A 24374-nucleotide genomic window follows, 5' to 3' on the forward strand; every position below is an offset into this window, starting at 1 on the left:
TTCGGGGCTGTGGTATTTTACGAGGCAAGGAGGTGATGCGCCTTCGGTTCCCTGGAGGCGAGACCGGTTACCCGGCCCCGCCCATTGGTTCCTTAGCTATCGCGGTCCTGGTTGAAGCCAGCTTCCAACTCGATCTTCATCCGGAACCAGAAGCGGCGGAACCACTTCAGGTACTTTTTCAAGCGCATCACCTCCTTTCGGATGCCGGACGGGTAGTGCCCGTCGGCACGCAACATCCAAAGGAATGCGTGGGCGCGGTCAACCGGGGATGTGGCTCAGTGGGATGGCTGCGGCACTTGGGCGCGTGGTCGGGGTGCGAGGGCTTGCCCCCACACTGACCCTCCCCCGCTCTCGGCGGACCGAAGGTCCGCCTGCCGCGTCAGCGCAAACCCTCGGTTTGCGCGAGAGCTTCGCAGGGGAGGGAAATCAGGCGCCGGTGATGATGCGGACGTGGATGGGCAGGGGGATCGTGCCGCCTTGCGCCTGCGCGTCGAAGCGGCGGGTCACCTCGGCGTCGAGGGCGGCGCGCTGCCCGGCGGTGAGATCGTGCAGGCGGTGGCCGAAGCTCATCTCCAGCGTGGCGCGCCAGAAGGGTTGGCCCTGGGGGGCCTTGCGGACCGGGGTGATGTCGGTCTCGGTCACCGTGGCGAAGCCGGCGGTGCGCATGGCCTCCGCCAGAAGGCCGGGTGCGGCGAAGCGAAACAGCGGGTCCAGGCTGCGGTCCTCGCCCAGTTGGGCGGCGACGGCCTCGCCCACCGTGTCGAACAGGGCGTTGCCGGCGCGCGGCCCCCAGACCATGAAGGCCGCTTGCCCGCCGGGACGCAGCACGCGCCGCAGTTCGGCCAGGGCCGCCGCCACGTCGGGGACGAACATGATGCCGAAGCGGCAGGTCGCCCGGTCGAAGCTCGCCGCGGCGAAGGGCAGGGCGGTCATGTCGGCGGCGGCGAAGGCCGGGCGCAGCCCGTCGGCGATCCCTGCGGCGCGGCGCCGGGCGCCGGCCATCATGCCGGGCACGAGGTCGCTGCCCACCACCAGCCCGTCCGGACCTGTTCGCAACGCGGCGCTCAGCGCCGGTTCGCCGGCCCCGGAGGCGAGGTCCAGCACCCGGTCGCCCGCCGTCACCCCGGCGGCGTCCAGCAGGGGCTGGTTCAGCTTGTCGGCCAGATCGGCCATCGGGTCGGCCCAGCGGTCCCAGGCGTCGGCGCTGGCGGTCCAGCGGGCGCGCTCGGCGTCGCCGTCGATGGGGCAGGAGGACAAGTCGGGCATGGTCAGTGAAGGAGCCTTGCGGTGCCGGTGATGCGGGGGGCGGAGTCCGCGTCGCGCAGCCGCTCGTTCAGCGCCGCGACCTCCTCCGCCAGCTTGCGGTTCGCCTCGGTCAGGGATTGGACGCGCCCCTCGGCGGCCTGCTGTTGGGCGTTCAGGGTGGCGACGGTCTCCGCAAGCTTGCGGATTTGTTGCGATTGGCGGGCGCCGCCCTCGTTGACGCTGCGGCGGATCGAGCCGACGGCGGCGAGCACGATGACGCTGATCGTCGCGCCCGTCAGAAGGGCGGCGACGGCCAAAGCCCAGATCCAATCCCCCGTTGGCAGTTCCATGGCCGAAGCCGCCCCTGCGTTGCGTCCGGACCACCGGCGGCGACCCTCCGGTGAACCAATGGTTTCAGCATCCGACGAATTGCCGGGCGGGTCAAGCCGGGCACCGGAACGGCAAAAGGCCCAGCCGTTGCCGGCCGGGCCTTTCGTGAAACGGTGATTGCGCTCTGCGGTCAGGCGACGGTGTCGTCGACCGGGCGGGTGGCCTTGGCGCGCATGTCCTTCAGGTGGTCGCCGAAGGCGCGCAGGACCGGCATGATCCGCTGCATCTGGTCCGACGTGACGTGGGCGTCGGTCTTCAGGACGATGGTCGGCGCCTCCGACATCAGGCGCTTGGCGCGCATCGGACCGACCTTGTCGTCCATGAACATGGACAGCCCCATCAGAATGCCGAGCGTCACGTCATCGGGCGCCTTGGGCAGAGCCAGCACGTCGTGCAGCTCGTTGAGGAGGGTGTAGGCGACGATGGACGTGCGTTCGATGGTGTCAACGTCGGCGGCCATGGACATCGGCGTAATCCTTGAGGCGCTGAAAGTGTGCGATATGGCCAAAGGTTAGCGCTCGGATCGTAACCAAACTGTTAACCATCCCTCACCCGAGTCGCCACGAGTCGCTTTTTTCGAGTCGCAATCCCCGGTCGCCGAATCAGGAGAGTCGACTCATGCCTCCGCATGAGCCGACGTGCTGGTCATGGCCCGCTCCACCCGCTCGATGGCGGACATTACCGCGTCCGGGCGGGCGTGCTGCGGCATGTGCCCGGTTTCGGCCAAAAGGTGCAGCGTCGATCCGCGGACCGCGTTGTGCAGCGGCACCGCGTGGGCGTGGGGATCGACGATGCGGTCCTCCCGTCCCGCGACGACCGACATCGGGCAGCGGATCTCGGAATAGCGCGGCGCCATCGCGGCCACGCCGGGGATCAGCGCAGCGAGTTGAGCGGCGGCCGCCTCCAACTGCGTCGGGCGCAGCAGAAGGTCGGGAGACAGCTCGTTGTAGCGGGGCGGCACGGGGTTCGGCTCGAAGATGCGGCGCATCAGCGTCGGCAGGATCAGCCGGTCCAGCGGCGGCAGGACGGTGTGGCTGAGCAGTGGCCCGGCCGCCGGAATGGCCGGCCCCATCATGGGGAGGAAGTCGAGCCGCGGGGTCGGGTGGGTAAAGGCTGACAGGATGACCAGACCGCCGACCTCCTCCGGGAAATCCAGCGCCCAGGCGAGCGCCACCGCCCCAGCCAGCGAATGGCCGACAATGATGGGGCGCTCCAGCCCCAGCTTGCGGGTGGCGGCGCGCAGCAGCGCGGCCTGGGCGGCGGGGCCGGCGTCGCGCCGCGGCGTCGCCTCGCTGTAGCCATGGCCGGGCCGGTCGAAGCAGACGCAACGCCGGTGCCGGGCCGCCTCGTCCAAAACGCTCAGCGCCCAGTCGTCGGCGGTGGTGCCGTTGCCGTGCAGGAACACCACGGGCGGCGCTGCGCCGTCTTTCGGCCCGTGGTCGAGGTAATGCAGGCGGGCGCCGCCGACGCTCATGAAATGGCCGGTCGGCGGGTGCTCCTGCTCCGCCCGGTTGGTGCGGCGGCGGGTGTCCAGCCACAGGCCGGCCAGCAAACCGGCCGCGAGAGCCAAGCCGCCGCGCATCAGCGGACCCTCCGATGGCGCGCTTGCGGCGTGTCGGGATGACGTGTGGAATGCGGCATGGTCGAGCTCCTCCGGGCTGCAGGGTCAGGGGTGCAACAGGAGGTGGACGGGGCCGTTCCGACGCGCAGGACCGCCATGTCTCAACATTGTTTCCACAAATTAAACTAAAATCTTATCATTCTTGCGACAGAAGGACGGGGTAACCGTCCACCGTTCGGAATTGGATCGACGTCATACCATGATGGTTTTTTCCAAAGCGGGAGTATCGCGATGAGCGCCGCCGCCAAGCAGCAGCCGACCCCAGCCGTGCCGGAGAGAGCCACGCCGGACAGCGCCGCCCCGGCGGGCGCGTCGCTGCCCGCCGTCTACACCGACCTCGGCCGCATCATCGAGAGCATGACCCGGCGCTTCCTGGACGTGCTGCGGATGGAGCTGGCGCGGATCGGGATCGACGACCTCAGCCCCGGTCAGGCCCTGATGCTGATCAACATCGGCGGCGAGGAGCTGTCGGTGCGCGACCTGCTGGAGCGCGGCTACTATCTCGGCTCCAACGCCTCCTACAACCTGAAGCATCTGGTGGAGGCCGGCTATGTCGACCGCTCCGCCTCGCAGCGCGACCGGCGTACGGCGCGGCTGCGGCTGTCCGAACGCGGCCTGAAGCTGTGCGAGGCGCTGCGCGGGCTGGAGGCCGTGCGGGGCGAGGCGCTGATCCGCAGCGACGAGGAAGCCGCCGATCTGGAGACGACATACCGCACGTTGCGCCGTTTGGAACGGGCGTGGAGCGACCTGATCCGCTACGATACGCCGGAGTATTGATCCCGAGCGTCCGTTCCGGAAGACCCAGCGCATGTCAAAGCGGTCCCTGAGCCAGAAGGATGTCGAGCGCCTGCTGGCCGCACCCGACGCCCAGGCGCGCATCGACACCATGACCCATCTGGTGCGCGACCTGGAGGCGGGGGACCTCGCCGAGGCGGAACGGGCGCTGGCCATGGACATCCTGCAACGCTTCGCCGCCGACGCGGTGACCGCCGTGCGCGAGGCGGTGGCGTGGCAGATCCACAACTCCTCCCTGCTGACGGAGGGGCTGGCGGAGAAGCTGGCCCGCGACGTCGACCGGGTGGCCTTCCCCATCCTCCGCCACGCGGAGAAGCTGAGCGAAGGCTTGCTCCTGGACATCCTGCGCGAACGGCGCCCGGCGAAGGAGCTGGCCATCGCCGGGCGCCGCTCCGTCTCGCCCGCGGTGTCCGACGCGCTGGTGCGCAACGGCAACGTCATCGTCATCACCGAGCTTCTGCGCAACCGTGGAGCGGTCATCCCGGAACCGTCCCTGCACAGCGTGCTCGACCGCTGGGGCGGCGTCGCCACGGTGAACGAGGCGATGGCGGCGCGCCCCGATCTGTCGGCGGCGGTGGTCGAAAAGCTGATCCTCTTCGTGTCGGAGGAGATCCGCAACCGGCTGATCCGCACCCACCGGCTCAACCCCCGCCTGATCGGCATCCTGGTGGAGCGGGCGCGGGAGGCGGTGACCCTGCTCCTGCTGAAGCCGCTGACCCCGCGGGAGGCGGACGTGGAGCTTCTCGCCCGCCACCTGCTGATCCGTGGGAGGCTGTCGGCGCCGCTGCTCTTCCGCGCGCTGTGCGCCGGGGAGATCGCGCTGTTCGACGCCGGCATGGCGGTGCGCGCCAACCTGCCGCCGGAGAACGCCCGTCAGCTCGCCTGGGACGGCGGGCCGCACGCGCTGAAGGGGCTGTTTGCCAAGGCGGGCCTGTCCTTCACCCTGCTGAAGCCCTTCCGCGTCGCCATCGCGGTGGCGAAGGCGCTGGACTACCGCGGCGGCGACGAGGGACGCGAGCGCTTCCAGACGGAGGCCATCGCCACCCTGTTCGACGCCTGCGGCAACAGCCAGGACCGGGAGATCGACGACTTGCTGCTGCAACTGTTCGACCAGACCTCGGCGGAGGTGATCGAAAAAGCGCTGGAGCAGGCGGGGATGCCCTTCTCTCCACTGAGCAACTGAGTCACAAGCTGAAGAACGTCTTCAGCCGGGCCAATAGGTCATGCTCGGTCGTCGTCTGGGGCACGGCGGCGGGGGCGCTGGCGCGGCGGTGGGCGTCGTTGCGGCGCTGGCGCAGGCCCATCAGGTCGGCCAGCCGGGCGGCCAGCTCCGGACGGCGGCGCAAGACGGGGTCGAGCGCCCCCTTGTCCAGCTCGTAGACCACGGCGTCGGTGTTGGCGATCACCGACGCGCTGCGCGGCTGGCCGGTCAGCAGCGACATCTCCCCGAACACGTCGCCCGGCCCCATGTGGTCGAGCAGAAGCGTCCGCCCCCCGAAGGCCCCGCGCACGTCCAGCGCGCCTTCGGCCACCAGAAAGAGGGACGTCCCCGTCTCGTCCTGGCGGACCACCGCTTCCCCGGCGGCGACGTGGCGCAGGTGCATGCCGGAGGCCAGTTCGTCGATCTCCTCAGGGCGGAAGGCGGCGAACAGGTCCACATGGGACAGCAGGTCCCGCCCCAGCCCCAGCGCCGAACAGGGCGGCGGGCGGTTGCTGCGGCGGCGCATTTCCTGCTTGGGGGTGGCCGGCTCCAGCCCGGCGCGGGCCAGATGCTCCAGGATGGTGGTCGCCACGGCGTCGCGGGTCGCGGCCAGCCGGGAATAGTCCGCCACCCAGAAGCGCGCCTGATAGGTGACGCCGTTGAGCGTGATCGAGTCCACCACCACGTCGGGCCGCGGCTCGGTGGGGACGGCGTCGCAGCAGACGATGGCCGACAGGATGATCCGCTTGGCGCGGGCCACCGGCACCTCGGCGTCGAGGGTCACCGGCACGCCGGCGCGGAAGCCGCTGCCGGGCTGGCTGTAGTTGGTGATGCGGTTGCCCGCGGCCAGCCCGTTCGGCACCACCAGCGCCGTGCCGTCCAGCGTGACCAGCCGGGTGGCCCGCCAGTTGATCTCGTCCACCCGCCCGGTGACGCCGGGGGTCAGCTCCACCCAGTCACCGATGCGGTAGGGATGCTCGACGTTGAGCGCGATGCCGGAGAAGATGTCGGCGATCATGTTGCGCAGCGCGAAGCCCAGCACCGCGATCACCACGCCGGAGGTGGCGACCAGCCCGGTCACCGGCTGCCCGAGCACGAAGGCCAGGATGCCCAGCACCGCCAGCCCGTAGAGCAGAGCGCGCAGCAGATCGGTCAGCAGGCGGGGCATCGGCGTGGCGCGGGGGTGGCTCGCCACCACGAGGTCGATGACCCGCGACCCCAGCCACGCCGCCCCCAGCCACGCCACCACGGCGAACAGCGAGGCCAGCGCGTCCGCCACCATGACGCCGGCGATTGGGGTGATGTGGCCGGACAGCCAGGGCCGGTGCCCCGCCGCTCCCGCCGCCCCGAGTGTCAGCAGCGCAGGTGCCAGCAGGTGGCGGAAGCCGAGGCGCGGCGGCGCGCCGGTGGGGCCGACGGGAAGCGGGGCGAGGCGGGATGAATCGGGCATGCGGAACCGGCAACCTCCTGCCCCGTGACCTTCGCACCGCGGGCGAAACCGTCAAGCCCAAAATAGGAATAGGCGAAGCGGCCCCCGTCTTCGCGCAAAGTGGGGTGGTTGGGGATCGTCTTCGCTCCTTAATATTCGGAGGGTGGGGAGAGAAAGGATAAGGGCCGAAAAACCGCGAACATTGTCCGCTCACCAAGCATAAGATTGAAACTCCCAAAGAGACGAGCCAGAAGAGCGAGGTGTCCATGCCTCATGCCGCCATGATCGTGGCGGCCGCGCTGTTCCTGTTGCCGGGCGCGGCGTCGGCCCAAAACGCCAATTCCCAAAGCACAAATGGGCGTGAGAAGGCTCCGGAGGGTGCCCGCGCCTACATCATGTGGCCGTCCAACGGCACCACCATCTCCGGCGGAAAGCTGTGGGTCCGCATGGGCTTGCAGAACATGGGCATCGCCCCGGCGGGCATCCGCAAGGAGGACACCGGGCACCACCATCTGCTGGTGGACACCGATCTCTCCACCTACGACGAGCCGATCCCCAACACCAAGCAGTCGCTGCATTTCGGCGGTGGCCAGACGGAGGTGCGGCTGGAGCTGCCGCCGGGCCGACACACGCTCCAGATGATCCTGGGCGACGCGGACCATGTGCCGCACGACCCGCCGATCATGTCGCAGAAGATCACCATCATCGTCCCTTAACGAGAGCATGACAGGGAGGAAGTCATGATGCGCACCGCCGCCGTCCCGGTCCTTCTGGCCGTCCTGCTCGCCGCCGGGCCGGTCGCCGCGCAGTCGTCGCCGGAAGCCGACCCGCTCGACAAGCCGCTGTCCGACACCACCAACACGCCGCAGCCGGCCAGCCCTGGGCACGAGCATGAGAGCACGCCCTCCACCTCCGATGCGGCGAAGTCCGGGCGGACGGCGTCGCCGAAGGACGCCTATATCTACGTCGGCTGGCCCAACGACGGCGAGGTGGTGAGGGGCCGCTTCAAGGTGTGGTTCGGGCTGCGCAACTTCGGCGTCGCCCCGGCGGGCGTGCGAAAGGACAACACCGGACACCATCATCTGCTGGTGGACGCCGACCTGCCGCCGATGGACGAGCCGATCCCCAACAACCGCAACCACATCCATTTCGGCAAGGGCCAGACGGAAACCTACCTGGAGTTGCCGCCGGGGCGGCACACGCTCCAGCTTCTGATGGGCGACGCGGAGCACATACCGCACGACCCGCCGGTCCTGTCCAAGAAGATCACCATCACCGTGCGTCCGGGCGGCGACAGCACGCGCGTGTCGGTCCGTTGATCTGGCCCGCTGATCCAGTCCGCTGAACGTCCAGGGAGTGAGGCCATGGGATTTGAGGCCGTGGGATTGGTTCGGCGCACCGGTTTCGAGAGAGTGGCGGCTGCCGCGGCGCTCCTGCTGCTGGGGGCCTGCGTCACCTCGGGCGAACAGGCGACCGTGGTCCAGAAGCCGAAGACCCCGCCCGTGCGCACCGTGTCCAACTTCAGCGAGGCGCTGCGCTGCATGGACACGCTGATGTGGAACCATGGCAAGCGCGACATCTTCATCACCTCCAACGGCATTCCCGACGCCACGGGCCGGGTGGCCGGCGGCACCAAGGAGATGCTGATCACCGCCGTGTCGCGCATGTCCGAGCGGTCGAACGCCTTCCGCTTCGTCGATTTCGAACCGACGCTGGACGACGTGAACGCGCTCTACTGGATGATCGGGGTGCAGCCGAACTTCCGCGCGCCGTCCTACTACGTGCGCGGCGCCATCACCCAGCTCGACGACAATGTGGTGAGCGAGGCGGCCAGCGCCGGCATCTCCCTGCCGACCTTCGACCTCGGCATCTCCGCCGATCAGGTGATGTCGGTGATCTCCGTGGACCTGAACATCGGGGAACTGGCGACGCGCCAGATTATCCCCGGCCTGTCGGCCAGCAATTCGCTCGCCATCATCTCGTCGGGCAAGGGGGCGGACGCCGGGGCGGTGATCGGCAAGGCCGGCCTGTCCTTCAACGTCTCGCTCAACAAGTCCGAGGGGCTGCATCAGGCGGTGCGCACGCTGATCGAACTCAGCACGATCGAGGTGCTGGGCAAGATGACCCGCACCCCCTACTGGCAATGCCTGGGCATCGACCAGACCAACCCGGCCTTCGCCGGGCAGGCGCGCGACTGGTTCGACGGCATGGCGCCCTCGCAGCGCGTCGCCTACGTCCAGCGCGTCCTGCTGGCCGAGGGCTATTACGACGGATCGGACAGCGGCCAGCTCGACGAGCGCACCCGCGACGCGATTTCCCGCTATCAGGCGGACAACGACCTGATCGCCACGGGGCGCATCGACTTCGACCTCTATCAGCGCATGCTCGCCCAGCCCAGCGGCCAAAGGGGGCCGGGGGCGCCGCGCCTGCAATCGGTGTCGAACGCGGGCGGGGAGGGGCTGCCCCGCGCCACCCCGGCGCCGGCCGGAGCGCCGCCCGATCTGGTCCTCAGCTCCGACCGCGGGCCGCAGCCGCGCTACCGCGCCGGGGAGGCCCTGGTGGTCAAGGTGCAGCCGACGGCCAACGGCTTCGTCTATTGCTACTACCAGGACGCCGCCGGATCGGTGGCCCGCATCTTCCCCAACCGCTTCCAGCCCGACAGCTTCGTCCAGGCCAACCAGCAGGTCGAGGTCCCGCCGGGGGCGCAGAAGCCCTTCAACCTGCGCATGGACCGTCCCGGCGCCTCCGAGACCATCGCCTGCGTCGTCTCGCCCGACGAACTCGGGACCCGCATCGCCGACCGCTACAAAACCGAGGACCTTCAGCCCATCCCCGGCGCGACGCTGGAGGATGTGGTGGGCGCCTACGGCAGCATCCAGGGGACCAACGTGCGCAGCCGGCAGATGGCCGTGCAGGTTCTGCCCGCCGTGTCGGCTCAAAGATAGGAATTGTGGGTCGGCTCACAGCGCGGGGGTGGGAACGGGGGTAAAGAAGGGAGCAGCCGAACACCACGCCAGATCATGGCGCCGAATCATGGGAGACCAGCGATGCCGCGACCGACCTCCAAGACCAGCGCCCGACGGCTGAACGGCGTGGCGCTTCCCGCTCTGGCCCTGCCGATGATCGCCCTGGCCTGCATGGCGGTTCCCGCGCGGGCGCAGACCGTCGAGGGCTCCGGCGGCAACCGGGTCATGATGTTCGAGCGCCCGCCGACCGTGGACGAGCTGCGCGAGGCGGTGAAGCCCGGCCCGGCGCCGACGGACGGCAGCGAGCAGCCGAAGATCCGCACCCGCAGCATCGAGATCATCGGCGGCGGCATGAACAGCGCCAACCGCCCGCGCCCGACCGACAGTGTGAACTATGGCGCGCCCGCCCAGCAGCAGGCGACCCCGCAGCCGAGCTATAGCCCGCCGACCTACAACTCGCCGACCGCCCCGGTGGCGCAGCCGGAGCCGGCGCCCCAGCCCAAGCCCAAGCGCGCGCCGGTTCAGGAGGCCGCGGCCCCGCCCGTCGCCCCGCCGCCGGCCGCGCCGCGCCGTTCCAACGGTGTGCAGCCGGCCACCCTCTCCGCGCCGGAGAGCCCGGCGGAAACCCGTCCGACCAACGGCTTCGGCTTCCGCATCAACTTCGCCTTCAACTCCGCCGACGTCCCGAAGGAGTTCTATTCCTACGTCGACGCCGTCGGTGGGCTGATGTCGCAGGACCCGCAGCTCCGCCTCGTCATCGAGGGGCACACCGACGCCGTGGGAAGTGAGCAATACAACCTCGCCCTCTCCGAGCGCCGGGCCGTGTCGGTGGGCGAGTATCTGGTGCGCGTCCATCACATCGAGCCGCAGCGCATCGCCATCGCCGGCCTCGGCAAGAGCCAGCCGCTGACCCCCGACCCGACCGACAGCCGCAACCGGCGCGTCGAGTTCCGGCCCATCCAGTGATCGAGAGGGAAGGGAGGGCGCGCCATGGTCCGGAAACTCCTTCTCCTGGTGGCGATCGCGGCGCTCCCTCTGGTCGGGGGCGCCGCCGACGCGACGGTGGTCCGCAAGAAGAGCAGCGACGCGGGCGTGCAGCCCGGCGGCCTCGACGTCGGGGTCCCCAAGGGCCGCGTGCGCATCCAGTGCTGGCAGGACGGCGAGAAGATCATCGACGAGAGCGATCTGAACGTCCTGTCGCTCAGCGTCGCCAGCCAGTTGAACGCGCTGCGCTTCCGCCGGGCGGGCGAGCCGGAGAACAGCCTCGCCATCGTGACGCGGAACCGGACGTCGTGCCTGTTGAGCCCGAAGGGCTGATGATTGGATGAGCGTTGCCCCCACCCTGACCCTCCCCCGCTGCCGCAGGGGAGGGAATTGTTGTTGCTGACACGAAAAAGCCCTCTCCCGCGAAGCGGGGGAGGGAGGGGACCCACGAAGTGGGGAGGGTGGGGGCAACGCCCCCATCACCTCCGCTCTCAATGCACGCTGACCAGCTCCATCCCATGCTCCTGAAGCGTCGCCCCCGCCGACGCGCGGTCGGTGTCCAGCCACAGGCAGGTGCCGTCCGCGGCGTACACGGCGTAGGCGGGCAGGCCATCGATCTCCACCGACCGCAGATAGGCGACCTCCAGGATTCCATGACGGGCGAAGCGGTCATCGAAACCATCGGCGACGTCGTCTTCGGTGCGGCGGGCGGTCATGGCCGGTCTCCTCGGGCGCTGGGGCGGACCAACGAAGCGCCGGTCCTGCCCGGCACTCTACGGGGCTGGACCGGGTCGCGCTGTGGCGCCCCCCACACCCGGTACGTCGGAGGGTGCCCAACTCCTGCGCAACTGTGTGCTGCGCCTCACAGCCGCCGCCGCCTTTGCCGTCTAGCCTCGACGGGCCGGCATTTTGGCCGGCGCGCATCATTTCGGAGGTCCGACCATGCCCGTCCGTTCACGGCGTCCGCCCTTCTTTGGGCCGGGTCCGCAGCCCCGCTATTCCCCCTTCGCCGCCTGGACAGGCGTCCGGGAAACGCCAATGATTCCGCGATCCCCGCCGGTGGAGGCCAGCATGGCGCACAGGACCCTGAGCGGACTCGTGGCGGCGGCCCTGACGCTGGCCGCCGTCGGAGCGGTCGGCTTCACCGCCGGCCGCGCGGCGGCGGAGCAGGCGGTGGTCGTCGCCTCCACCGCCCCAGGCTACGCCCAGGGGCAACTGGTCCCCGACGGCGCGGCGGTCACCGTGCCGGACGGCGCCAACGCCATGTTCCTGTTCGCCAACGGGCGCATGCTGCGGATCAAGGGGCCGTTCGACGGGCCGCTCGACCGCATGCCCGACGCCTCGGGTTGGGGCGGAGTCGGCAGCCTCGTCGGCGGGGAGCGCTTCTTCCAGACCGACCTGGGGGCCGCCCGCGCGGTCGGCACCCCGATGCAGAAGGGGGAGGAGCAGGTCTTCACCCTCGACCCGGGCCGGGCCGGCATCCAATGCGTGAAGTCCGGCGGCACGGTGCTGCTGCGCAAGCCCGCCGACCCGGCGCTGATCCCGGCCACCCTGCGTGACGAAAACCGCGGCGCCACCGCCACGCTGCGCTGGGACAAGGGGGCGACGGTGCCCTGGCCGCGCGAGCTTCCGATGACCGACGGCACCGCCGTCTCCGTCGCCGGGCCGGACGGGCGGGTGCGTCACAGTATGACGCTGCGCGTGGTCAGCGCCGAGGGCCAGGGCGCGGAACTGGCCGTCCGGCTTGCCGGTGCCGGCTGCGCCACCCAGGCGGCGTTTCTGCTGGACCCGGTGCGGGACAGCATGGCGCCGCTGAACCTCTATCTCGCCACCGACCGCGGCCTCTACCCGACCTACCGGTCCGGGGAGACGGTGACGCTGGTGCTCCAGACGAACCGGGACGCGCACCTTTACTGCTACCTGCGCAACACGCGCGGCCAGTTGACGCCGATCTACCCGCCGGGGCCGGCGGCCAGCTCGCTGGTGGAGGGGCACCGCACCCTGACGCTGGCCGGCGACCGCATGCCGGTGCCGTTGCGCGCGGCGGAGCGGTCGGGGAGCCTGTCCGCCGACCAGGAGGTGCGCTGCTTCGCTGCCGGGCGCGATCTCGGCGCGGACCTGCCGGGGCGCCAGGACGCCTTCCGGCCCCTGTCCGACGAGGCGGCGGCCCGGCTGGAGCGGACGCTCGCCTCGCTGAAGCAGACCGAACTGGTGATGGCGCAGGTGATCCTGCGCGTGGAGTGAGGGCGCCGCCGTTGGGGACATCGGGGGGCAGGCCAAGCTGGGCAAAAGCCCCGTGGCTCGCCAAAGGACTGGCCAGAGGGCTGGTGGGCTTGGCCGCGGTGGTCGGCGTGTCGGCGGCGGCGCTGGGGCTGACCCGGCTGGTGCCGCCCCTGCGCTCCGCCGACGAGAGTTTCCGCGACGTCGCCATCGCCTACTTCACGCCGCCCGCCCCGCAGCATCCCGGCATCGTGCTGGTCACGCTGGGGGAGGACCTGTTCGCCACGCTGGCCTGCCGGTCACCGGTCGATCGCGGCTTCCTCGCCGATCTGGTGGGGACGCTGGAGGCGGCGGGGGTGCGGGCGATCGGGCTGGACATCCTGTTCGACCAGCCGACCCTGCCGGCGCTCGACGAGCGGCTGCGCCAGCGCATCCAGCGCGCCACGGTGCCGGTGGTCGCCATCACGGCGCTCGGCGACACGGCGCTGACGGAGGAGCAGCGCCGCTACCTCGGGCGGTTCCTCGACGGCATCCCGCACGGCCACGCCAACCTCGCCAAGGACCGGCTCGACGGCACGGTGCGCTGGCATGTGCCGCGCGGTCCGGACGGGCTGCCCAGCTTCCCGGCGCGGATGGCCCAGGTCGCCGGAGGGGCTGCCGGAGAGGCGACGATCCCGGCGGAGCCTTTCCGCATCGACTGGCACGCCCGCCCGTCGCCGGATGCGCCGCCGTTCCCGACCTATCCGGCGGACATGGTGGGGATGCTGCCGCGCGGCTGGCTGGCCGGGCGGATCGCCGTGGTTGGCACCGTCCTGGTCGGGGTCGACCAGCACCGCACGCCCCTGTCGGTCGCCGGTCTGTCCACACCGGGGGTGGAGATCCAGGCCCACGCGCTGGCCCAGATCCTCGACGGGCGGACCAGCCGCGACCTGTCCGACGGCTGGGGCGTGGCGCTGGTGCTGGCGCTGAGCGCCGCCGGGGTGGCGCTGGCGGCGGCCGGCTGGCCGGTGTGGCTGCTGGTGCCGGCCAGCCTGCTCGGGCTGCTGGCGCTGTGGGCGGCGGCGCTGGCGCTGTTCGCCCAGGGCGGGCCGCTGGTGGCGATGATGGCGCCCTCGGCGGCGTGGCTGGGCGGCATCGCCGCGATGACCGCGCATCTGTCGCTGAAGGAGCGCACCGACCGCCGCAGCCTGATGCAGCTGTTCGCCAACCACGTTTCCCAGCCCGTCGCCGACGAGATTTGGCGGGAGCGCGCGACCTTCCTGGCCGGCGGGCGCCCCCGACCGCAGGAGCTGACCGCCACCGTCTTCTTTTCCGACATCGAGGGCTTCACCACCGTCTGCGAGGCGCTGGAGCCGGAGCCGCTGATCCTCTGGCTGGAAGGCTATCTCGACGCCATGGTGCGGGTGGTGGCGGCGCATGACGGGATCGTGCTGCGCTTCATCGGCGACGCCATCCTGGCGGTCTTCGGCGCCCCCGTCGCCCGCACCACCCAGGCGGAGATCGACGCCGACGCAGAACGCGCCGTGCGCTGCGCCATCCAGATGGGGCGGGAGCTGCAGGAGCTGAACAAGCGCTGGCAGGCGGAGGGGCTGCCGGCCATCGGCATCCGGGTCGGTATCCACACCGGCCCGCTGGTGGCGGGCAGCCTGGGCGGGCTGAGGCACATGGAATATTCGCTGCTCGGCGACACCGCCAACACCGCGGCCCGGCTGGAGGCGCTGGGCAAGACGGTGGGCATGCGCTCCTCCCCCCATTGCCGGATCGTCATCGGGGAACCGACCTGGACGGCGGTGCAGGACAAGGTGGCCGGACTGCCGGTGGGCGAGATGGCGCTGAAGGGCAAGCGCAAGGCGGTGCGCGCCTGGCTGGTCCTCGACCGGGAGGGGGAGGAAGTGCGGCCCGCGGCGGAGGCTGGGGAGTGACCGGCCATTCCCCGTATTCGGGATTAGGCTGAATGAACGCTTGGTGCGCAGGAATCGAAATATTAAGATCGGCTAATTGGCAATTTTATGCCGACGGGTGCCGGGTATGGGGTGCGAAACCGCCTTCCCACCATGGAGCCGGCCGATGTTCGACGGACCCTTGACGCAGCGCTGTTCAGGCGGAGACATCTGGTCGCTCGCCGTTATCCTGCTGTTGGTGGGCCTTCTCGGCTGGGCACCGGGCGTGGCCGCCCAGTCCGCTTCCCCCCAGTCTCCGCCGACCCAAGCCTCCCAGTCTCCGCCGACCCAAGCCTCCCAGTCGCCCGAGAAGCGCATCGCGCTGGTCGTCGGCATCGGCAAGTACGAATTCGCCCCTGAACTCCAGAACCCGGTCAACGACGCCAAGGCCATCGCCGAGGCCTTGCGCATGCTTCAGTTCGACGTGGACGAGAAGTTCGACATGGACAACCGCGGCTTCGAGCGGGCGCTGCGCGACTTCGGCATCCGCGCCTCGCAGGCCGACGTGGCGGTGATCTTCTACGCCGGCCACGGCATCCAGGTGGGCGGCAACAACTACATCGTCCCGGCCGACGCCAAGCTGGAGCGCGAGCGCGACCTCGTCTATGAGGCGATGCCGCTGAACCTGATGATGGGCGAGCTTTCGCAGGCGCGCAAGCTGGGCATCCTGATGCTCGATTCCTGCCGCAACAACCCCTTCGTCGACCGCCTGAAGCAGGCCGGGCAGAACCGCATCCAGGTCAATTACGGCTTCGCCCGCGTCGACGACACGCCGAGCGACACGCTGGTCGCCATGGCGACCCGCGCCGACCAACTGGCCGAGGACGGGCAGGGCGACCACAGCCCCTACACCGACGCGCTGCTCCAGCATCTCCAGACGCCGGGGCTGGAGCTGAGCCTGTTCTTCCGCAACGTGCGCGACACCGTGCGGCAGGCGACCAACGGCCGGCAGGAGCCCTACATCTTCGGCTCGCTGGGGGCGGCGCCCTTCTACTTCAACCCGCGCCCGCCGAACCGTCCGCCGGTGCTCGGCGAGATCCGCCCGCTGGAGCTGTCCGACCGCGGCGACGCCGAGCCGCTGCGCATCGGGCGCCCGACCGATCCCGACGACGACCAGCTCTTCGCGCAGATTTCCGGCCTGCCGCGCGGCGGCAGCGTGCGCATCGGCGACCGCATCGTGCTGATCGGCGACTACCTGACCGTGGAGCAGCTTGCCGCCACCAGCTTCAAGCCGGACGCGACGGTGGTGGGCGACGCCGGGCGCTTCGACTTCGCGATCATGGACGGGCGGGGCGGCGTGGTGAGAGGCGGGGTGGCGATCACCATCAAGCCCAGCAACCGTGAACCGGTGGTGGCCGGCGCGCGCACCATCCGCGCCCTGCCGAATCCCCTGGCCATCGAGGCTCCGGTGGACCCCGACGGCGACCCGCTGACCGTCACCATCACCGCCGTGCCCGACCGCGGCAAGGTGCGCGACGGCGCCACCCTGATCCGCCCCGGCGACCGCCTGCCGGCCGAGGGGTTGACCCGTCTGACCTTCGACCCGGAGCAGGAGCGGGCGGGGGCGGCCGGCGCCTTCACCTATCAGGTGGAGGACGGCAAGGGGGGCAAGGCCACCGGTACGGTGACGCTGGAGATCGCCCCGCCGGGTGCCGCTCCGGCCGCGCCGGCGCTTGAGGAATCGCTGTGGCAGATGGTCAAGGGGAGCCGCGAGCCCGCCGACTTCGAGGCCTTCCTGCGGCTGTTCGGCAGCGGCGCCTACGCCAAGCCGGCGCGTGAGAAGCTGGGCGCGCTCACCCCCGCCGCCAAGCCGCCAGAGGTTGCGTCGGCTCGGCCGCCGCCATCAACCCAATCGGCTCCTCCTCCGGTCCCGCCCCCGGCTCCGGTGGTCGAGGCGGCGGCATCGCCCCCACCGGCATCGCCGCAGCCCGTGCCCGCGCCGGAGCAGGTGGCCGCAGCGCCCCCGAACGGCAATGGGAACAGCGCGGTGCGCAACCACAGCCGGTCGGCCAGTTTCCAGGACTGCCCGGCCTGTCCGGTGATGGTGCGCATCGCACCCGGAAGCTTCACCATGGGCAGCGACCAGGGCGACCGCTCCGAACGTCCGGTGCACAAGGTCACCATCGCCAAGCCCTTCGCGCTCGGCGCCTACGAGGTGACGGTGGCCGAGTGGCGCGCCTGCGTCGAGGGTGGCGGCTGCACCGGCGGCATGCCGCGCATGACCAAGCCGACCGACAGCACCCCGATCCACAACATCTCCTGGCTGGAAGCCCAGGCCTACGCGAAGTGGCTGAGCCAGAAGACCGGCCAGCGCTACCGCCTGCCGTCCGAAGCCGAATGGGAGTACGCGGCGCGCGGCGGCACGACCGGCCGCTACTGGTGGGATGGGCAGACGGGGACGCTGGCCAACTGCAAGGACTGCGGCGGCGCGCAGGAACGGCTGACCCCGGCCTCGGTCGGCAGCTACAAGCCGAACCCCTTCGGGCTGCACGACATGAACGGCGGCGTGGCGGAATGGGTCGCCGACTGCTGGCACGCCGACTATGCGGGCGCGCCGACGGACGGCAGCGCCTGGACGTCCACCAACTGCCGGGAGCGCGTGCTGCGCGGCGGGTCCTGGCGGGGCGGCTTGGCTGACATCACGGACACGGCGCGGCTGTTCTACGATCCCGACGTGCGCTACCTGAACAACGGGGTGAGGGTGCTGCGGGAGTTAAATTGAGGGTTAGGGTGGGGGCCCGACGCGACACCCTACCCATTCGCCTCGGCGATCTCCTCCAGCGCGTCGCGGTCGAGCAGCGTGATCCGCCCGGATTCCACGGCGATCACGCCGTTGCGCTGCCATTCGCCGAGCAGCTTGTTGATGCTTTCCCGCGAAACACCCACCAAGCAGCCGAGTTGCTGCTGCGACAGCTTGATGTCCAGCTTCAGCCCGCCCGGCGCCGGCTTGCCGAACACGTCGGCCAGCCGCATCAGCGCGCGGGCGAAGCGGGACGACGCCTCCAAGAACAGCGTGTCCTCCAGATGCTCGCTGGTCTGGCGCAGGCGCTTGCACAGCACGGTGATGAGCTGGAGCGCCACCGCCGGACGCTCGTTCAGCAGCGGCACGAACTTCGAGCGGTCGAGCACCAGCAGGTCGGTCTCCTCCAGCGCCACGGCGTCGGCGGTCCGCGGCTCGCCGTCGAGCAGGGCGATCTCGCCGAACAGGCCGCCCTTGTTGATGATGTTCAGCACCAGCTCCTTGCCGTCGGTGGAGTGGGAGCAGATCTTCACCCGCCCACGGATGACCGCCATCATGCTGTCGCCGGGGTCGCCCTTCTGGAAGATGACCGTGCCGGGCCGGAAATAGGCCAGCCGGGCGCTGGCGGCGAGGCGTTGCAACTCCGGCTTCTCCAGATGCTTCAGCAGGAAATGCCCGGACAGCACCAGTTCCTTGTCGAACGCGATCCGCACCGTCGTCATGGTCGCCCCCATACGGCTCGATGCCGGACAGTGTAGCGGGCGGACGGCCCGCAACCGCGGCGCCAGAGGCGGTAACGCGCTCGCCCGTCCCTGCCACGTTCTTGCGGGCATAGGGGAGGGGACCGACCAAAGGTGAAACTTGTTCTGTCCAATGGTTCGTGACTACCATCGTCAGTAAGGCGCCCGGTATGAGGCGCCGGCCTTAATTCAGGGACCGCAGAACAGGGGAAGGAGACGAGCGTGGACGCCACCACTCCGTCCGCAGACCTATCCAGGCGCACGGCCAACCATGTGCCGCTGACGCCGCTGGACTTCCTGCGCCGCTCCGCGATGGTCTATCCGGACAAGACCGCCGTGGTCTACGGCCCCCTGCGGCGGAACTGGGCGGAGGTGGAGCGCCGCGCCCGCGCGCTGGCCTCCGCGGTGACCAGTGCCGGCGTCCGGCCGGGGGAGGTGGTGTCGGTCCTGGCCTTCAACACCCCGGCGATGCTGGAGGCGCATTTCGGCATTCCCGGCGCCGGGGCGGTGCTGAACGCCATCAACACGCGGCTCGACCCGCCCGCCGTCGCCTTTATCCTGGAACACGCGGAAAGCCGCCTGTTCCTGGTGGATCGCGGCTTGTCCGCGGTGGCCCGCGCCGCGCTGGAGCGCATGACGAACCCGCCGCGGGTGGTGTGGATCGACGACCCGGCGGCGCAGGACGCCGACCCGGTGGGCGATCTGGAGTATGAGGATTTCCTCAAGACCGGCGACCCCGAGGCGCCCTGGCGCACGCCCGAGGACGAGTGGGAGTCCATCGCGCTCAACTACACCTCCGGCACCACGGGCAACCCCAAGGGTGTGCTCTACCATCACCGCGGCGCCCATCTGAACGCGCTTGGCAACGTCATCACCTTCGGGCTGCGGCCCGACAGCGTCTATCTGTGGACGCTCCCCATGTTCCACTGCAACGGCTGGACCTACCCCTGGGCGGTGACGGCGGTCGGGGCGACCCATGTATGCCTGCGCGCCGTCGATCCGGCGACGATCTTCCGCCTGATCGCCGAGGAGAAGGTCACCCACCTCTGCGGCGCGCCGGTCGTGCTGACCATGCTGATCCACGCGCCGGACACGGTGAAGCGCAGCTTCGACCACGGGCCGGTGCAGGTGGCGACCGGCGGGGCGGCGCCGCCCAGCGCGGTGATCGCGGGCATGGAGCGGATGGGCTTCCGCCTGACCCACCTCTACGGCATGACGGAATGCTACGGCCCCTCCACCGGCTGCGCGTGGCAGGAGGCCTGGGCGGACCTGCCGCTGGAGGAGCGGGCGGTCAAGATGGCCCGCCAGGGCGTGCCCAACGTCACCATGTCCGAGCAGACCGTGCTCGACCCCGACACCGGCCGCGAAGTGCCCGCCGATGGCGAGACGCTGGGCGAGTTGGCGCTGCGCGGCAACACGGTGATGAAGGGGTACCTGAAGAACCCGGCGGCGACCGACGAGGCGCTGCGCGACGGCTGGCTGCACACCGGCGACCTCGCCGTGCTGCACCCCGACCGCTACGTCGAGATCAAGGACCGCGCCAAGGACATCATCATCTCCGGCGGCGAGAACATCGCCTCGCTGGAGGTCGAGGAGGTCCTCTACCAGCACCCCCACGTCATGGAGGCCGCCGTCGTCGCCCGTCCCGATGCGACATGGGGCGAGAGCCCTTGCGCCTTCGTCACGCTGAAGCCGGGATCGGAAGGGCGGGTGACGGAGGCCGAGGTGATCGGCTGGTGCCGTGGCCATCTCGCCCACTTCAAGGCGCCCCGGACGGTGGTGTTCGGGGCCTTGCCGAAGACGTCGACCGGGAAGATCCAGAAGTTCGTGCTGCGCGAGCAGGCGAGGGGGTTGTGAGGGGAGTTTTTGCCCCCTCCCTAACCCTCCCCCGCCTTCGGCGAGGGAGGGAACTCCGCCGCTTCGCAGCCAGATCCCCTCTCCCGCGAAGCGGGGGAGGGTTAGGGAGGGGGCCCGACGCACGAACCCTAACAACATAAACTCAGGACCCCTATGACCCTTTCCCTCACCAACCGCACCGCCCTGGTCACCGGGGCCTCCGCCGGCCTGGGCCGCCACTTCGCCGGCGTTCTAGCCGCGGCGGGCGCCCGCGTCGCGCTGGCCGCAAGGCGACGCGAGAGCCTGGACACCGCCGTCGCCGAGATCGAAGCGGCGGGCGGGCAGGCCATCGCCGTGCCGCTGGACGTCACCGACGCCGCCTCCGTCCGCAACGGTGTCCGCGAGGCGGCGGGCACGCTCGGCGGGCTGGACATCCTCGTCAACAACGCCGGTGCCACCGTCGCCAAGCCCGCGCTCGACTACGCGGAGGAGGAGTGGGACCGCGTCATCGACACCAACCTGAAGGGCGCCTTCCTCACCGCACAGGAGACGGCGCGCGTGATGAGGGAGCAGGGGCGGGGCGGGTCGATCGTCAACATCGCCTCCATCCTCGGGCTGCGGGTGGCCGGCCATGTCGTGGCCTACACCGCGTCGAAGGCCGGGCTGGTGCAGATGACCCAGGCGCTGGCCCTGGAATGGGCGCGCTACGGCATCCGCGTCAACGCGCTGGCCCCCGGCTACATGGAGACCGACCTGAACCGCGATTTCCTGGCGACCGACGCCGGGCAGGCGCTGATCCGGCGGGTGCCGCAGCGGCGGCTGGGGCGGCTGGCCGACCTCGACGGGCCGTTGCTGCTGCTCTGCTCCGACGCGTCGGCCTACATGACCGGGGCGGTCGTGCCGGTGGACGGCGGGCATCTGGTCAGCAGCTTGTGAGCAAAGAAGAAAAGACGACGGAGAGGACCCGAACCGATGGATTTCAGCCTGCCCCCGCCGATCGAGGAGTTCCGCCGCCGCGTGCGCGCCTTCGTGGAGGAGCGCATTCTGCCGCTGGAAGCGGACCCGGCCTCCTACGACGCGCATGAGAACATCGCGCCCGCCCTGCTGGAGCGCCTGCGCGGGGAGGTGAAGGCGGCCGGGCTGTGGGCGCCGCAAATGCCGAAAGAGCGCGGCGGACAGGGGCTGGGCATCGTCGGCATGGCGGCGGCCTACGAGGAGATGAACCGCTCCATCTTCGGGCCGGTCTGCTTCAACTGCGCCGCCCCCGACGACGGCAACATGCAGCTTCTCAACAAGGTGGGGACCGAGGCTCAGAAGGAGCGCTGGCTCCAGCCCATCGTCGACGGGAAGGTGCGCTCCGCCTTCGTGATGACCGAGCCGCATCCCGGCGGCGGCTCCGACCCCTCGATGATGAAGACCAAAGCGGAGCGCAAGGGCGACCGCTGGGTGATCTCCGGCCACAAATGGTTCATCACCGGGGCGGGCGAGGCGCAGCATTTCATCCTGATAGCCCGCACCTCCGATGACAAGCGCAAGGGGCTGACCGCCTTCCTGTTCGACAAGGACCAACCCGGCTGGGAGATCGTCCGCCGCATCCCGATCATGGGACCGGAGGAGCATGGCGGCCATTGCGAGCTGCGCTTCGACGGGCTGGAGGTCTCCGACGAGAACGTCCTGATGACCATCGGCGACGGGCTGAAGGCGACGCAGATCCGCCTCGGCCCGGCCCGGCTGACCCATTGCATGCGTTGGACCGGGCTGTCGAAGCGGGCTATGGAGATCGCCGCCGCCTATGTGCGCGAGCGCGAGAGCTTCGGCACCACGCTCGCGGGGCACGAGGGCGTGCAGTGGATGATGGGCGACGTCGCCATGCAGATCGAGATCGGCCGGCTTCTGGTCATGAAGGCGGCGTGGCAGCTCGACCGCGGCGACTTCGCCCGCAAGGAGGTGTCGATGGCCAAGGTCCATGTCGCCGACACGCTGCACAAGGCGGTGGACACGGCCATCCAGCTCTGCGGGGCCAGGGGCTATTCGAAGGACACGGCGCTCGAGTGGATGTACCGCTACGCCCGGCAGGCCCGGCTGGTGGACGGGGCGTCGGAGGTCCACAAGATGGTCCTGGCGCGATTCTACATGGACGAGGGCGACGGCTTCTGGGCCTGGGGGTGATGGGATGGGCGCACTGATCGACGGGGAAAGCCGGCCGCGGCTGGAATCGTGGCTGGCCGGGGCGACCGGCGCGACGCGCGTGTCGGTGGCCGACGAAGGCACGCTCGGCGGGGGAGCCATCTCGCTCAACCTTGCGGTGACTCTGGACATCGACGGCGGGCCGCAGGCCGGGCGGCACGCCTGCGTCCTGCGCGCCCAACCGGGGGGGCGCGCGGCCACGTCCGGCATGAAGGCCAGCATTTCCAAGGCGCAGGAGTACGCCGTGCTGCGCGCCGCCTTCGGCGCCGGGGTGGCGGCGCCCGAACCCATCGCCGCCTGCGGCGACCCGGCGGTTCTCGGCGCCGACTTCTACATCATGCGCCGCGCCGAGGGCATCGGCGCCGGGCACAAGGTGGTGAAGGCCGACCAGCCGCAGCGCGGCCTCGCCCGCGAGCTTGGCCGGCAGCTCGGCCGCCTGCACAAAGCCGGGCCGGACACGCCGGGGCTGGAGGACCTGCCGGTGCCGGCCGCGTCGCCGGCGCTCGACTGCGTCCACGCCTACCGCGACTGGCTGGGCGATCTGGCATTGCGCGACGCCGTTCTGGCCTGGGGCCTGCGCTGGCTGGAGATCCACGCGCCGCCGCCGGGCGATCTGGTGCTGTGCCACCGCGACTACCGCACCGGGAACTATCTGGTGAAGGACGGCGGGCTGACCGCCATCCTGGATTGGGAGTTCGCCGGGTTCAGCGATCCCATGGAGGATCTCGGCTGGTTCTGCGCCCGTTCCTGGCGGTTCGGTCGCCACGACCGCGAGGCGGGAGGGCTGGCCGGGCGGGAGGACTTCTACGCCGGGTACGAGGAGACCTCGGGCCGCCGGGTCGACCCGCGGGCGGTCGCTTATTGGGAAACCGCCGCCTACATGCGCTGGGCGGCCATCGCGGTCCTCCAGGGCCGCCGCCACACCTCCGGGGAGGAGCCGTCGCTGGAGCTGGCTTTGACCGGGCGGATGCTGCCGGAGATCGAGTTGGATTTGTTGCGCCACATCCATGGGCTGGGGCTGACGGCCTCCGCCCCGGCGGTGGTGGGTGCCGAATCGTCCGGCGATGCCGGCGAAGAGAGGGTCGCCTGATGCGCACCAGCCCCGACGCCCAGGAGTTGCTGAGCATCGTCGCGGAGACCTTCCGGACGGACCTGCTTCCCCACATCCCGCCGGCCCAGCGCTACACGGCGCTGATGATCGCCAACGCGCTCGGCATCGTGCAGCGGGAACTGGCCGGGGTGGACGAGGCCGGTCACGCCATGCTGGCGGCGCTGGCCCTGCTCTACGGCGAGGACGCGGATGACAGCCTGTCCGGCACTGACTTGCGCCAGCGGGTGGAGGCGTTGCAACACCGGCTGTGCATCGAGATCGCCGCGGGCGACTTCGACCACGACGGCCAGGACGTGCTGATGGAATGTCTGGAGGAGATCGTCCAGGCCCGGCTGGGCATCGCCAACCCGAAGCTGCTGCGGGGGTAGGGACGGAACTGGGGTTTTTTTTCCTTCTCGACGCCCCCCGTTGCCATTACCATTTCACAGGCGGAATGCCCTGGATGAAAGCCCATCGTCATGCCCATCGATTTCAGCCACTTGTCTCCCCAGGAGCGCCTGGACCTGATCGGCGAACTTTGGGAATCGCTGGATGAAGGCGATGTGCCGGTTTCTGAGAAGGTGCGGGCCGAACTCGATCGCCGGAACGCTGACTTTCACGAGAGCCGGATGAAGGCCGTATCCTGGACCGAACTCCGCGGCGTCCTGCGTCCGGGGAGAGCGTGAGCCGTCCCGTTTACTTTCTTCCTGAAGCGGCGGAGGAGTTGGCCGAGGCGCAGGCATGGTACGACGCGCGCTCCGCAGGTTTGGGCGACCGCTTTTTCGATGCCATTGATGCGCTGTCGTGGCGGATTGGAGACGCGCCCCACCGCTTTCCGCATGTGCATGGCACCATTCAACGGGCGTTGCTTGGGCGTTTTCCCTATGCCCTGTTCTTCCGTGACGAGGCCGACGGCGTGTATGTCATCGCTTGCCTTCATACCAGCCGCCATCCGGAACGATGGCGCCGCCGGACTTGACGGCGCCATCG

General features: G+C 70.2%; 25 protein-coding genes. 17 read left to right on the forward strand and 8 right to left on the reverse strand.

Annotation, left to right across the window (positions count from 1 at the left end; genetic code table 11):
• Window positions 1–92 precede the first annotated feature (92 nt).
• From DS837_RS31950 to DS837_RS03365, 5 genes are all read right to left on the reverse strand, one after another.
• Complete coding sequence (locus tag DS837_RS31950) at window positions 93–236, reverse strand: hypothetical protein (protein WP_170295715.1); 144 nt, start codon at window positions 234–236, stop codon at window positions 93–95.
• Window positions 237–426: 190 nt separating this feature from the next.
• Entirely contained in the window at window positions 427–1266 is an 840-nt protein-coding gene (locus DS837_RS03350; protein ID WP_149163406.1) for a class I SAM-dependent methyltransferase, read from the reverse strand.
• Between the two features lie 2 nt (window positions 1267–1268).
• Window positions 1269–1595 carry a TMF family protein gene (locus tag DS837_RS03355; protein WP_149163407.1) on the reverse strand — a complete coding sequence of 109 codons (327 nt, stop codon included), beginning with the start codon at window positions 1593–1595 and terminating at the stop codon, window positions 1269–1271.
• Window positions 1596–1765: 170 nt separating this feature from the next.
• Window positions 1766–2095 (reverse strand): hypothetical protein, encoded by a 330-nt coding sequence (locus DS837_RS03360; protein WP_247889742.1) that lies wholly within the window; start codon window positions 2093–2095, stop codon window positions 1766–1768.
• Between the two features lie 156 nt (window positions 2096–2251).
• Window positions 2252–3217, reverse strand: a complete 966-nt coding sequence (locus tag DS837_RS03365) for an alpha/beta fold hydrolase (protein ID WP_149163409.1) — start codon at window positions 3215–3217, stop codon at window positions 2252–2254.
• A gap of 270 nt (window positions 3218–3487) precedes the next feature.
• Between DS837_RS03365 and DS837_RS03370 the strand changes: the two genes are divergently transcribed.
• Both DS837_RS03370 and DS837_RS03375 read left to right on the forward strand, forming a co-directional pair.
• Window positions 3488–4033: a MarR family winged helix-turn-helix transcriptional regulator gene (locus DS837_RS03370; RefSeq protein WP_149163410.1), complete on the forward strand. Its 546-nt coding sequence runs from the start codon at window positions 3488–3490 to the stop codon at window positions 4031–4033.
• A 31-nt stretch (window positions 4034–4064) separates the two neighbouring features.
• Window positions 4065–5234 carry a DUF2336 domain-containing protein gene (locus DS837_RS03375; protein ID WP_149163411.1) on the forward strand — a complete coding sequence of 390 codons (1170 nt, stop codon included), beginning with the start codon at window positions 4065–4067 and terminating at the stop codon, window positions 5232–5234.
• 1 nt (window position 5235) lies between these two features.
• Here the strand turns inward: DS837_RS03375 and DS837_RS03380 are convergent, their stop codons facing one another.
• Entirely contained in the window at window positions 5236–6702 is a 1467-nt protein-coding gene (locus DS837_RS03380; RefSeq protein ID WP_247889743.1) for a mechanosensitive ion channel family protein, read from the reverse strand.
• Between the two features lie 245 nt (window positions 6703–6947).
• Between DS837_RS03380 and DS837_RS03385 the strand changes: the two genes are divergently transcribed.
• The 5 genes from DS837_RS03385 (at window position 6948) to DS837_RS03405 (ending at window position 10964) form a co-directional block, all read left to right on the forward strand.
• The gene (locus tag DS837_RS03385) at window positions 6948–7397 is read left to right on the forward strand and encodes a DUF4399 domain-containing protein (RefSeq protein WP_149163412.1); all 450 of its coding nucleotides are present in this window, start codon (window positions 6948–6950) and stop codon (window positions 7395–7397) included.
• 24 nt (window positions 7398–7421) lie between these two features.
• Window positions 7422–8000 carry a DUF4399 domain-containing protein gene (locus DS837_RS03390; protein WP_247889744.1) on the forward strand — a complete coding sequence of 193 codons (579 nt, stop codon included), beginning with the start codon at window positions 7422–7424 and terminating at the stop codon, window positions 7998–8000.
• Between the two features lie 45 nt (window positions 8001–8045).
• Complete coding sequence (locus tag DS837_RS03395) at window positions 8046–9626, forward strand: DUF4384 domain-containing protein (RefSeq protein WP_149163413.1); 1581 nt, start codon at window positions 8046–8048, stop codon at window positions 9624–9626.
• 102 nt (window positions 9627–9728) lie between these two features.
• Window positions 9729–10613 carry an OmpA family protein gene (locus tag DS837_RS03400; RefSeq protein ID WP_170295716.1) on the forward strand — a complete coding sequence of 295 codons (885 nt, stop codon included), beginning with the start codon at window positions 9729–9731 and terminating at the stop codon, window positions 10611–10613.
• Between the two features lie 24 nt (window positions 10614–10637).
• Window positions 10638–10964: a hypothetical protein gene (locus DS837_RS03405; protein ID WP_149163415.1), complete on the forward strand. Its 327-nt coding sequence runs from the start codon at window positions 10638–10640 to the stop codon at window positions 10962–10964.
• 158 nt (window positions 10965–11122) lie between these two features.
• On the opposite strand, the gene DS837_RS03410 is transcribed toward DS837_RS03405, so the two are convergent.
• Window positions 11123–11347, reverse strand: coding sequence for a DUF1150 family protein (locus DS837_RS03410; RefSeq protein ID WP_149163416.1), 225 nt, complete (start codon window positions 11345–11347; stop codon window positions 11123–11125).
• Window positions 11348–11702: 355 nt separating this feature from the next.
• On the opposite strand from DS837_RS03410, the gene DS837_RS03415 reads away from it, so the two are divergent.
• The 3 genes from DS837_RS03415 (at window position 11703) to DS837_RS03425 (ending at window position 17513) form a co-directional block, all read left to right on the forward strand.
• Window positions 11703–12875 (forward strand): DUF4384 domain-containing protein, encoded by a 1173-nt coding sequence (locus tag DS837_RS03415; protein ID WP_170295717.1) that lies wholly within the window; start codon window positions 11703–11705, stop codon window positions 12873–12875.
• 83 nt (window positions 12876–12958) lie between these two features.
• Window positions 12959–14773, forward strand: coding sequence for an adenylate/guanylate cyclase domain-containing protein (locus DS837_RS03420; RefSeq protein WP_149163418.1), 1815 nt, complete (start codon window positions 12959–12961; stop codon window positions 14771–14773).
• Window positions 14774–14918: 145 nt separating this feature from the next.
• A complete protein-coding gene (locus DS837_RS03425) occupies window positions 14919–17513 on the forward strand; it encodes an SUMF1/EgtB/PvdO family nonheme iron enzyme (RefSeq protein WP_170295718.1) in 2595 nt (864 codons plus the stop codon).
• 29 nt (window positions 17514–17542) lie between these two features.
• On the opposite strand, the gene DS837_RS03430 is transcribed toward DS837_RS03425, so the two are convergent.
• Window positions 17543–18253: a Crp/Fnr family transcriptional regulator gene (locus DS837_RS03430; protein WP_170295719.1), complete on the reverse strand. Its 711-nt coding sequence runs from the start codon at window positions 18251–18253 to the stop codon at window positions 17543–17545.
• A gap of 240 nt (window positions 18254–18493) precedes the next feature.
• Between DS837_RS03430 and DS837_RS03435 the strand changes: the two genes are divergently transcribed.
• The 7 genes from DS837_RS03435 to DS837_RS03465 all read left to right on the forward strand — a co-directional run bounded on the left by DS837_RS03435 (window position 18494) and on the right by DS837_RS03465 (window position 24363).
• The gene (locus DS837_RS03435; RefSeq protein WP_149163421.1) at window positions 18494–20128 is read left to right on the forward strand and encodes an acyl-CoA synthetase; all 1635 of its coding nucleotides are present in this window, start codon (window positions 18494–18496) and stop codon (window positions 20126–20128) included.
• A 153-nt stretch (window positions 20129–20281) separates the two neighbouring features.
• The gene (locus DS837_RS03440) at window positions 20282–21043 is read left to right on the forward strand and encodes an SDR family NAD(P)-dependent oxidoreductase (protein WP_149163422.1); all 762 of its coding nucleotides are present in this window, start codon (window positions 20282–20284) and stop codon (window positions 21041–21043) included.
• Between the two features lie 36 nt (window positions 21044–21079).
• Window positions 21080–22276, forward strand: a complete 1197-nt coding sequence (locus DS837_RS03445) for an acyl-CoA dehydrogenase family protein (RefSeq protein ID WP_149163423.1) — start codon at window positions 21080–21082, stop codon at window positions 22274–22276.
• A gap of 4 nt (window positions 22277–22280) precedes the next feature.
• A complete protein-coding gene (locus tag DS837_RS03450) occupies window positions 22281–23384 on the forward strand; it encodes a phosphotransferase family protein (protein WP_149163424.1) in 1104 nt (367 codons plus the stop codon).
• Window positions 23384–23773: a DUF6285 domain-containing protein gene (locus DS837_RS03455; RefSeq protein WP_149163425.1), complete on the forward strand. Its 390-nt coding sequence runs from the start codon at window positions 23384–23386 to the stop codon at window positions 23771–23773. Before DS837_RS03450 ends, DS837_RS03455 begins: the two co-directional genes overlap by 1 nt.
• Before the next feature lie 90 nt (window positions 23774–23863).
• Window positions 23864–24070, forward strand: coding sequence for an addiction module protein (locus DS837_RS03460; protein WP_211102050.1), 207 nt, complete (start codon window positions 23864–23866; stop codon window positions 24068–24070).
• Entirely contained in the window at window positions 24067–24363 is a 297-nt protein-coding gene (locus DS837_RS03465) for a type II toxin-antitoxin system RelE/ParE family toxin (RefSeq protein WP_145676834.1), read from the forward strand. The genes DS837_RS03460 and DS837_RS03465 overlap by 4 nt, the downstream gene beginning before the upstream one ends.
• Window positions 24364–24374 lie beyond the last annotated feature (11 nt).

Source organism: Azospirillum brasilense, assembly GCF_008365405.1.
Taxonomy (GTDB): Bacteria; Pseudomonadota; Alphaproteobacteria; order Azospirillales; family Azospirillaceae; genus Azospirillum; species Azospirillum brasilense_D.

Coding starts and splice junctions, on each gene's coding strand:
- DS837_RS31950 (WP_170295715.1), bottom strand. CDS start 236: ATGTTGCGTGCCGACGGGCACTACCCGTCCGGCATCCGAAAGGAGGTG.
- DS837_RS03350 (WP_149163406.1), bottom strand. CDS start 1,266: ATGCCCGACTTGTCCTCCTGCCCCATCGACGGCGACGCCGAGCGCGCC.
- DS837_RS03355 (WP_149163407.1), bottom strand. CDS start 1,595: ATGGAACTGCCAACGGGGGATTGGATCTGGGCTTTGGCCGTCGCCGCC.
- DS837_RS03360 (WP_247889742.1), bottom strand. CDS start 2,095: ATGGCCGCCGACGTTGACACCATCGAACGCACGTCCATCGTCGCCTAC.
- DS837_RS03365 (WP_149163409.1), bottom strand. CDS start 3,217: ATGCGCGGCGGCTTGGCTCTCGCGGCCGGTTTGCTGGCCGGCCTGTGG.
- DS837_RS03370 (WP_149163410.1), top strand. CDS start 3,488: ATGAGCGCCGCCGCCAAGCAGCAGCCGACCCCAGCCGTGCCGGAGAGA.
- DS837_RS03375 (WP_149163411.1), top strand. CDS start 4,065: ATGTCAAAGCGGTCCCTGAGCCAGAAGGATGTCGAGCGCCTGCTGGCC.
- DS837_RS03380 (WP_247889743.1), bottom strand. CDS start 6,702: ATGCCCGATTCATCCCGCCTCGCCCCGCTTCCCGTCGGCCCCACCGGC.
- DS837_RS03385 (WP_149163412.1), top strand. CDS start 6,948: ATGCCTCATGCCGCCATGATCGTGGCGGCCGCGCTGTTCCTGTTGCCG.
- DS837_RS03390 (WP_247889744.1), top strand. CDS start 7,422: ATGATGCGCACCGCCGCCGTCCCGGTCCTTCTGGCCGTCCTGCTCGCC.
- DS837_RS03395 (WP_149163413.1), top strand. CDS start 8,046: ATGGGATTTGAGGCCGTGGGATTGGTTCGGCGCACCGGTTTCGAGAGA.
- DS837_RS03400 (WP_170295716.1), top strand. CDS start 9,729: ATGCCGCGACCGACCTCCAAGACCAGCGCCCGACGGCTGAACGGCGTG.
- DS837_RS03405 (WP_149163415.1), top strand. CDS start 10,638: ATGGTCCGGAAACTCCTTCTCCTGGTGGCGATCGCGGCGCTCCCTCTG.
- DS837_RS03410 (WP_149163416.1), bottom strand. CDS start 11,347: ATGACCGCCCGCCGCACCGAAGACGACGTCGCCGATGGTTTCGATGAC.
- DS837_RS03415 (WP_170295717.1), top strand. CDS start 11,703: ATGGCGCACAGGACCCTGAGCGGACTCGTGGCGGCGGCCCTGACGCTG.
- DS837_RS03425 (WP_170295718.1), top strand. CDS start 14,919: ATGTTCGACGGACCCTTGACGCAGCGCTGTTCAGGCGGAGACATCTGG.
- DS837_RS03430 (WP_170295719.1), bottom strand. CDS start 18,253: ATGACGACGGTGCGGATCGCGTTCGACAAGGAACTGGTGCTGTCCGGG.
- DS837_RS03440 (WP_149163422.1), top strand. CDS start 20,282: ATGACCCTTTCCCTCACCAACCGCACCGCCCTGGTCACCGGGGCCTCC.
- DS837_RS03445 (WP_149163423.1), top strand. CDS start 21,080: ATGGATTTCAGCCTGCCCCCGCCGATCGAGGAGTTCCGCCGCCGCGTG.
- DS837_RS03450 (WP_149163424.1), top strand. CDS start 22,281: ATGGGCGCACTGATCGACGGGGAAAGCCGGCCGCGGCTGGAATCGTGG.
- DS837_RS03455 (WP_149163425.1), top strand. CDS start 23,384: ATGCGCACCAGCCCCGACGCCCAGGAGTTGCTGAGCATCGTCGCGGAG.
- DS837_RS03460 (WP_211102050.1), top strand. CDS start 23,864: ATGCCCATCGATTTCAGCCACTTGTCTCCCCAGGAGCGCCTGGACCTG.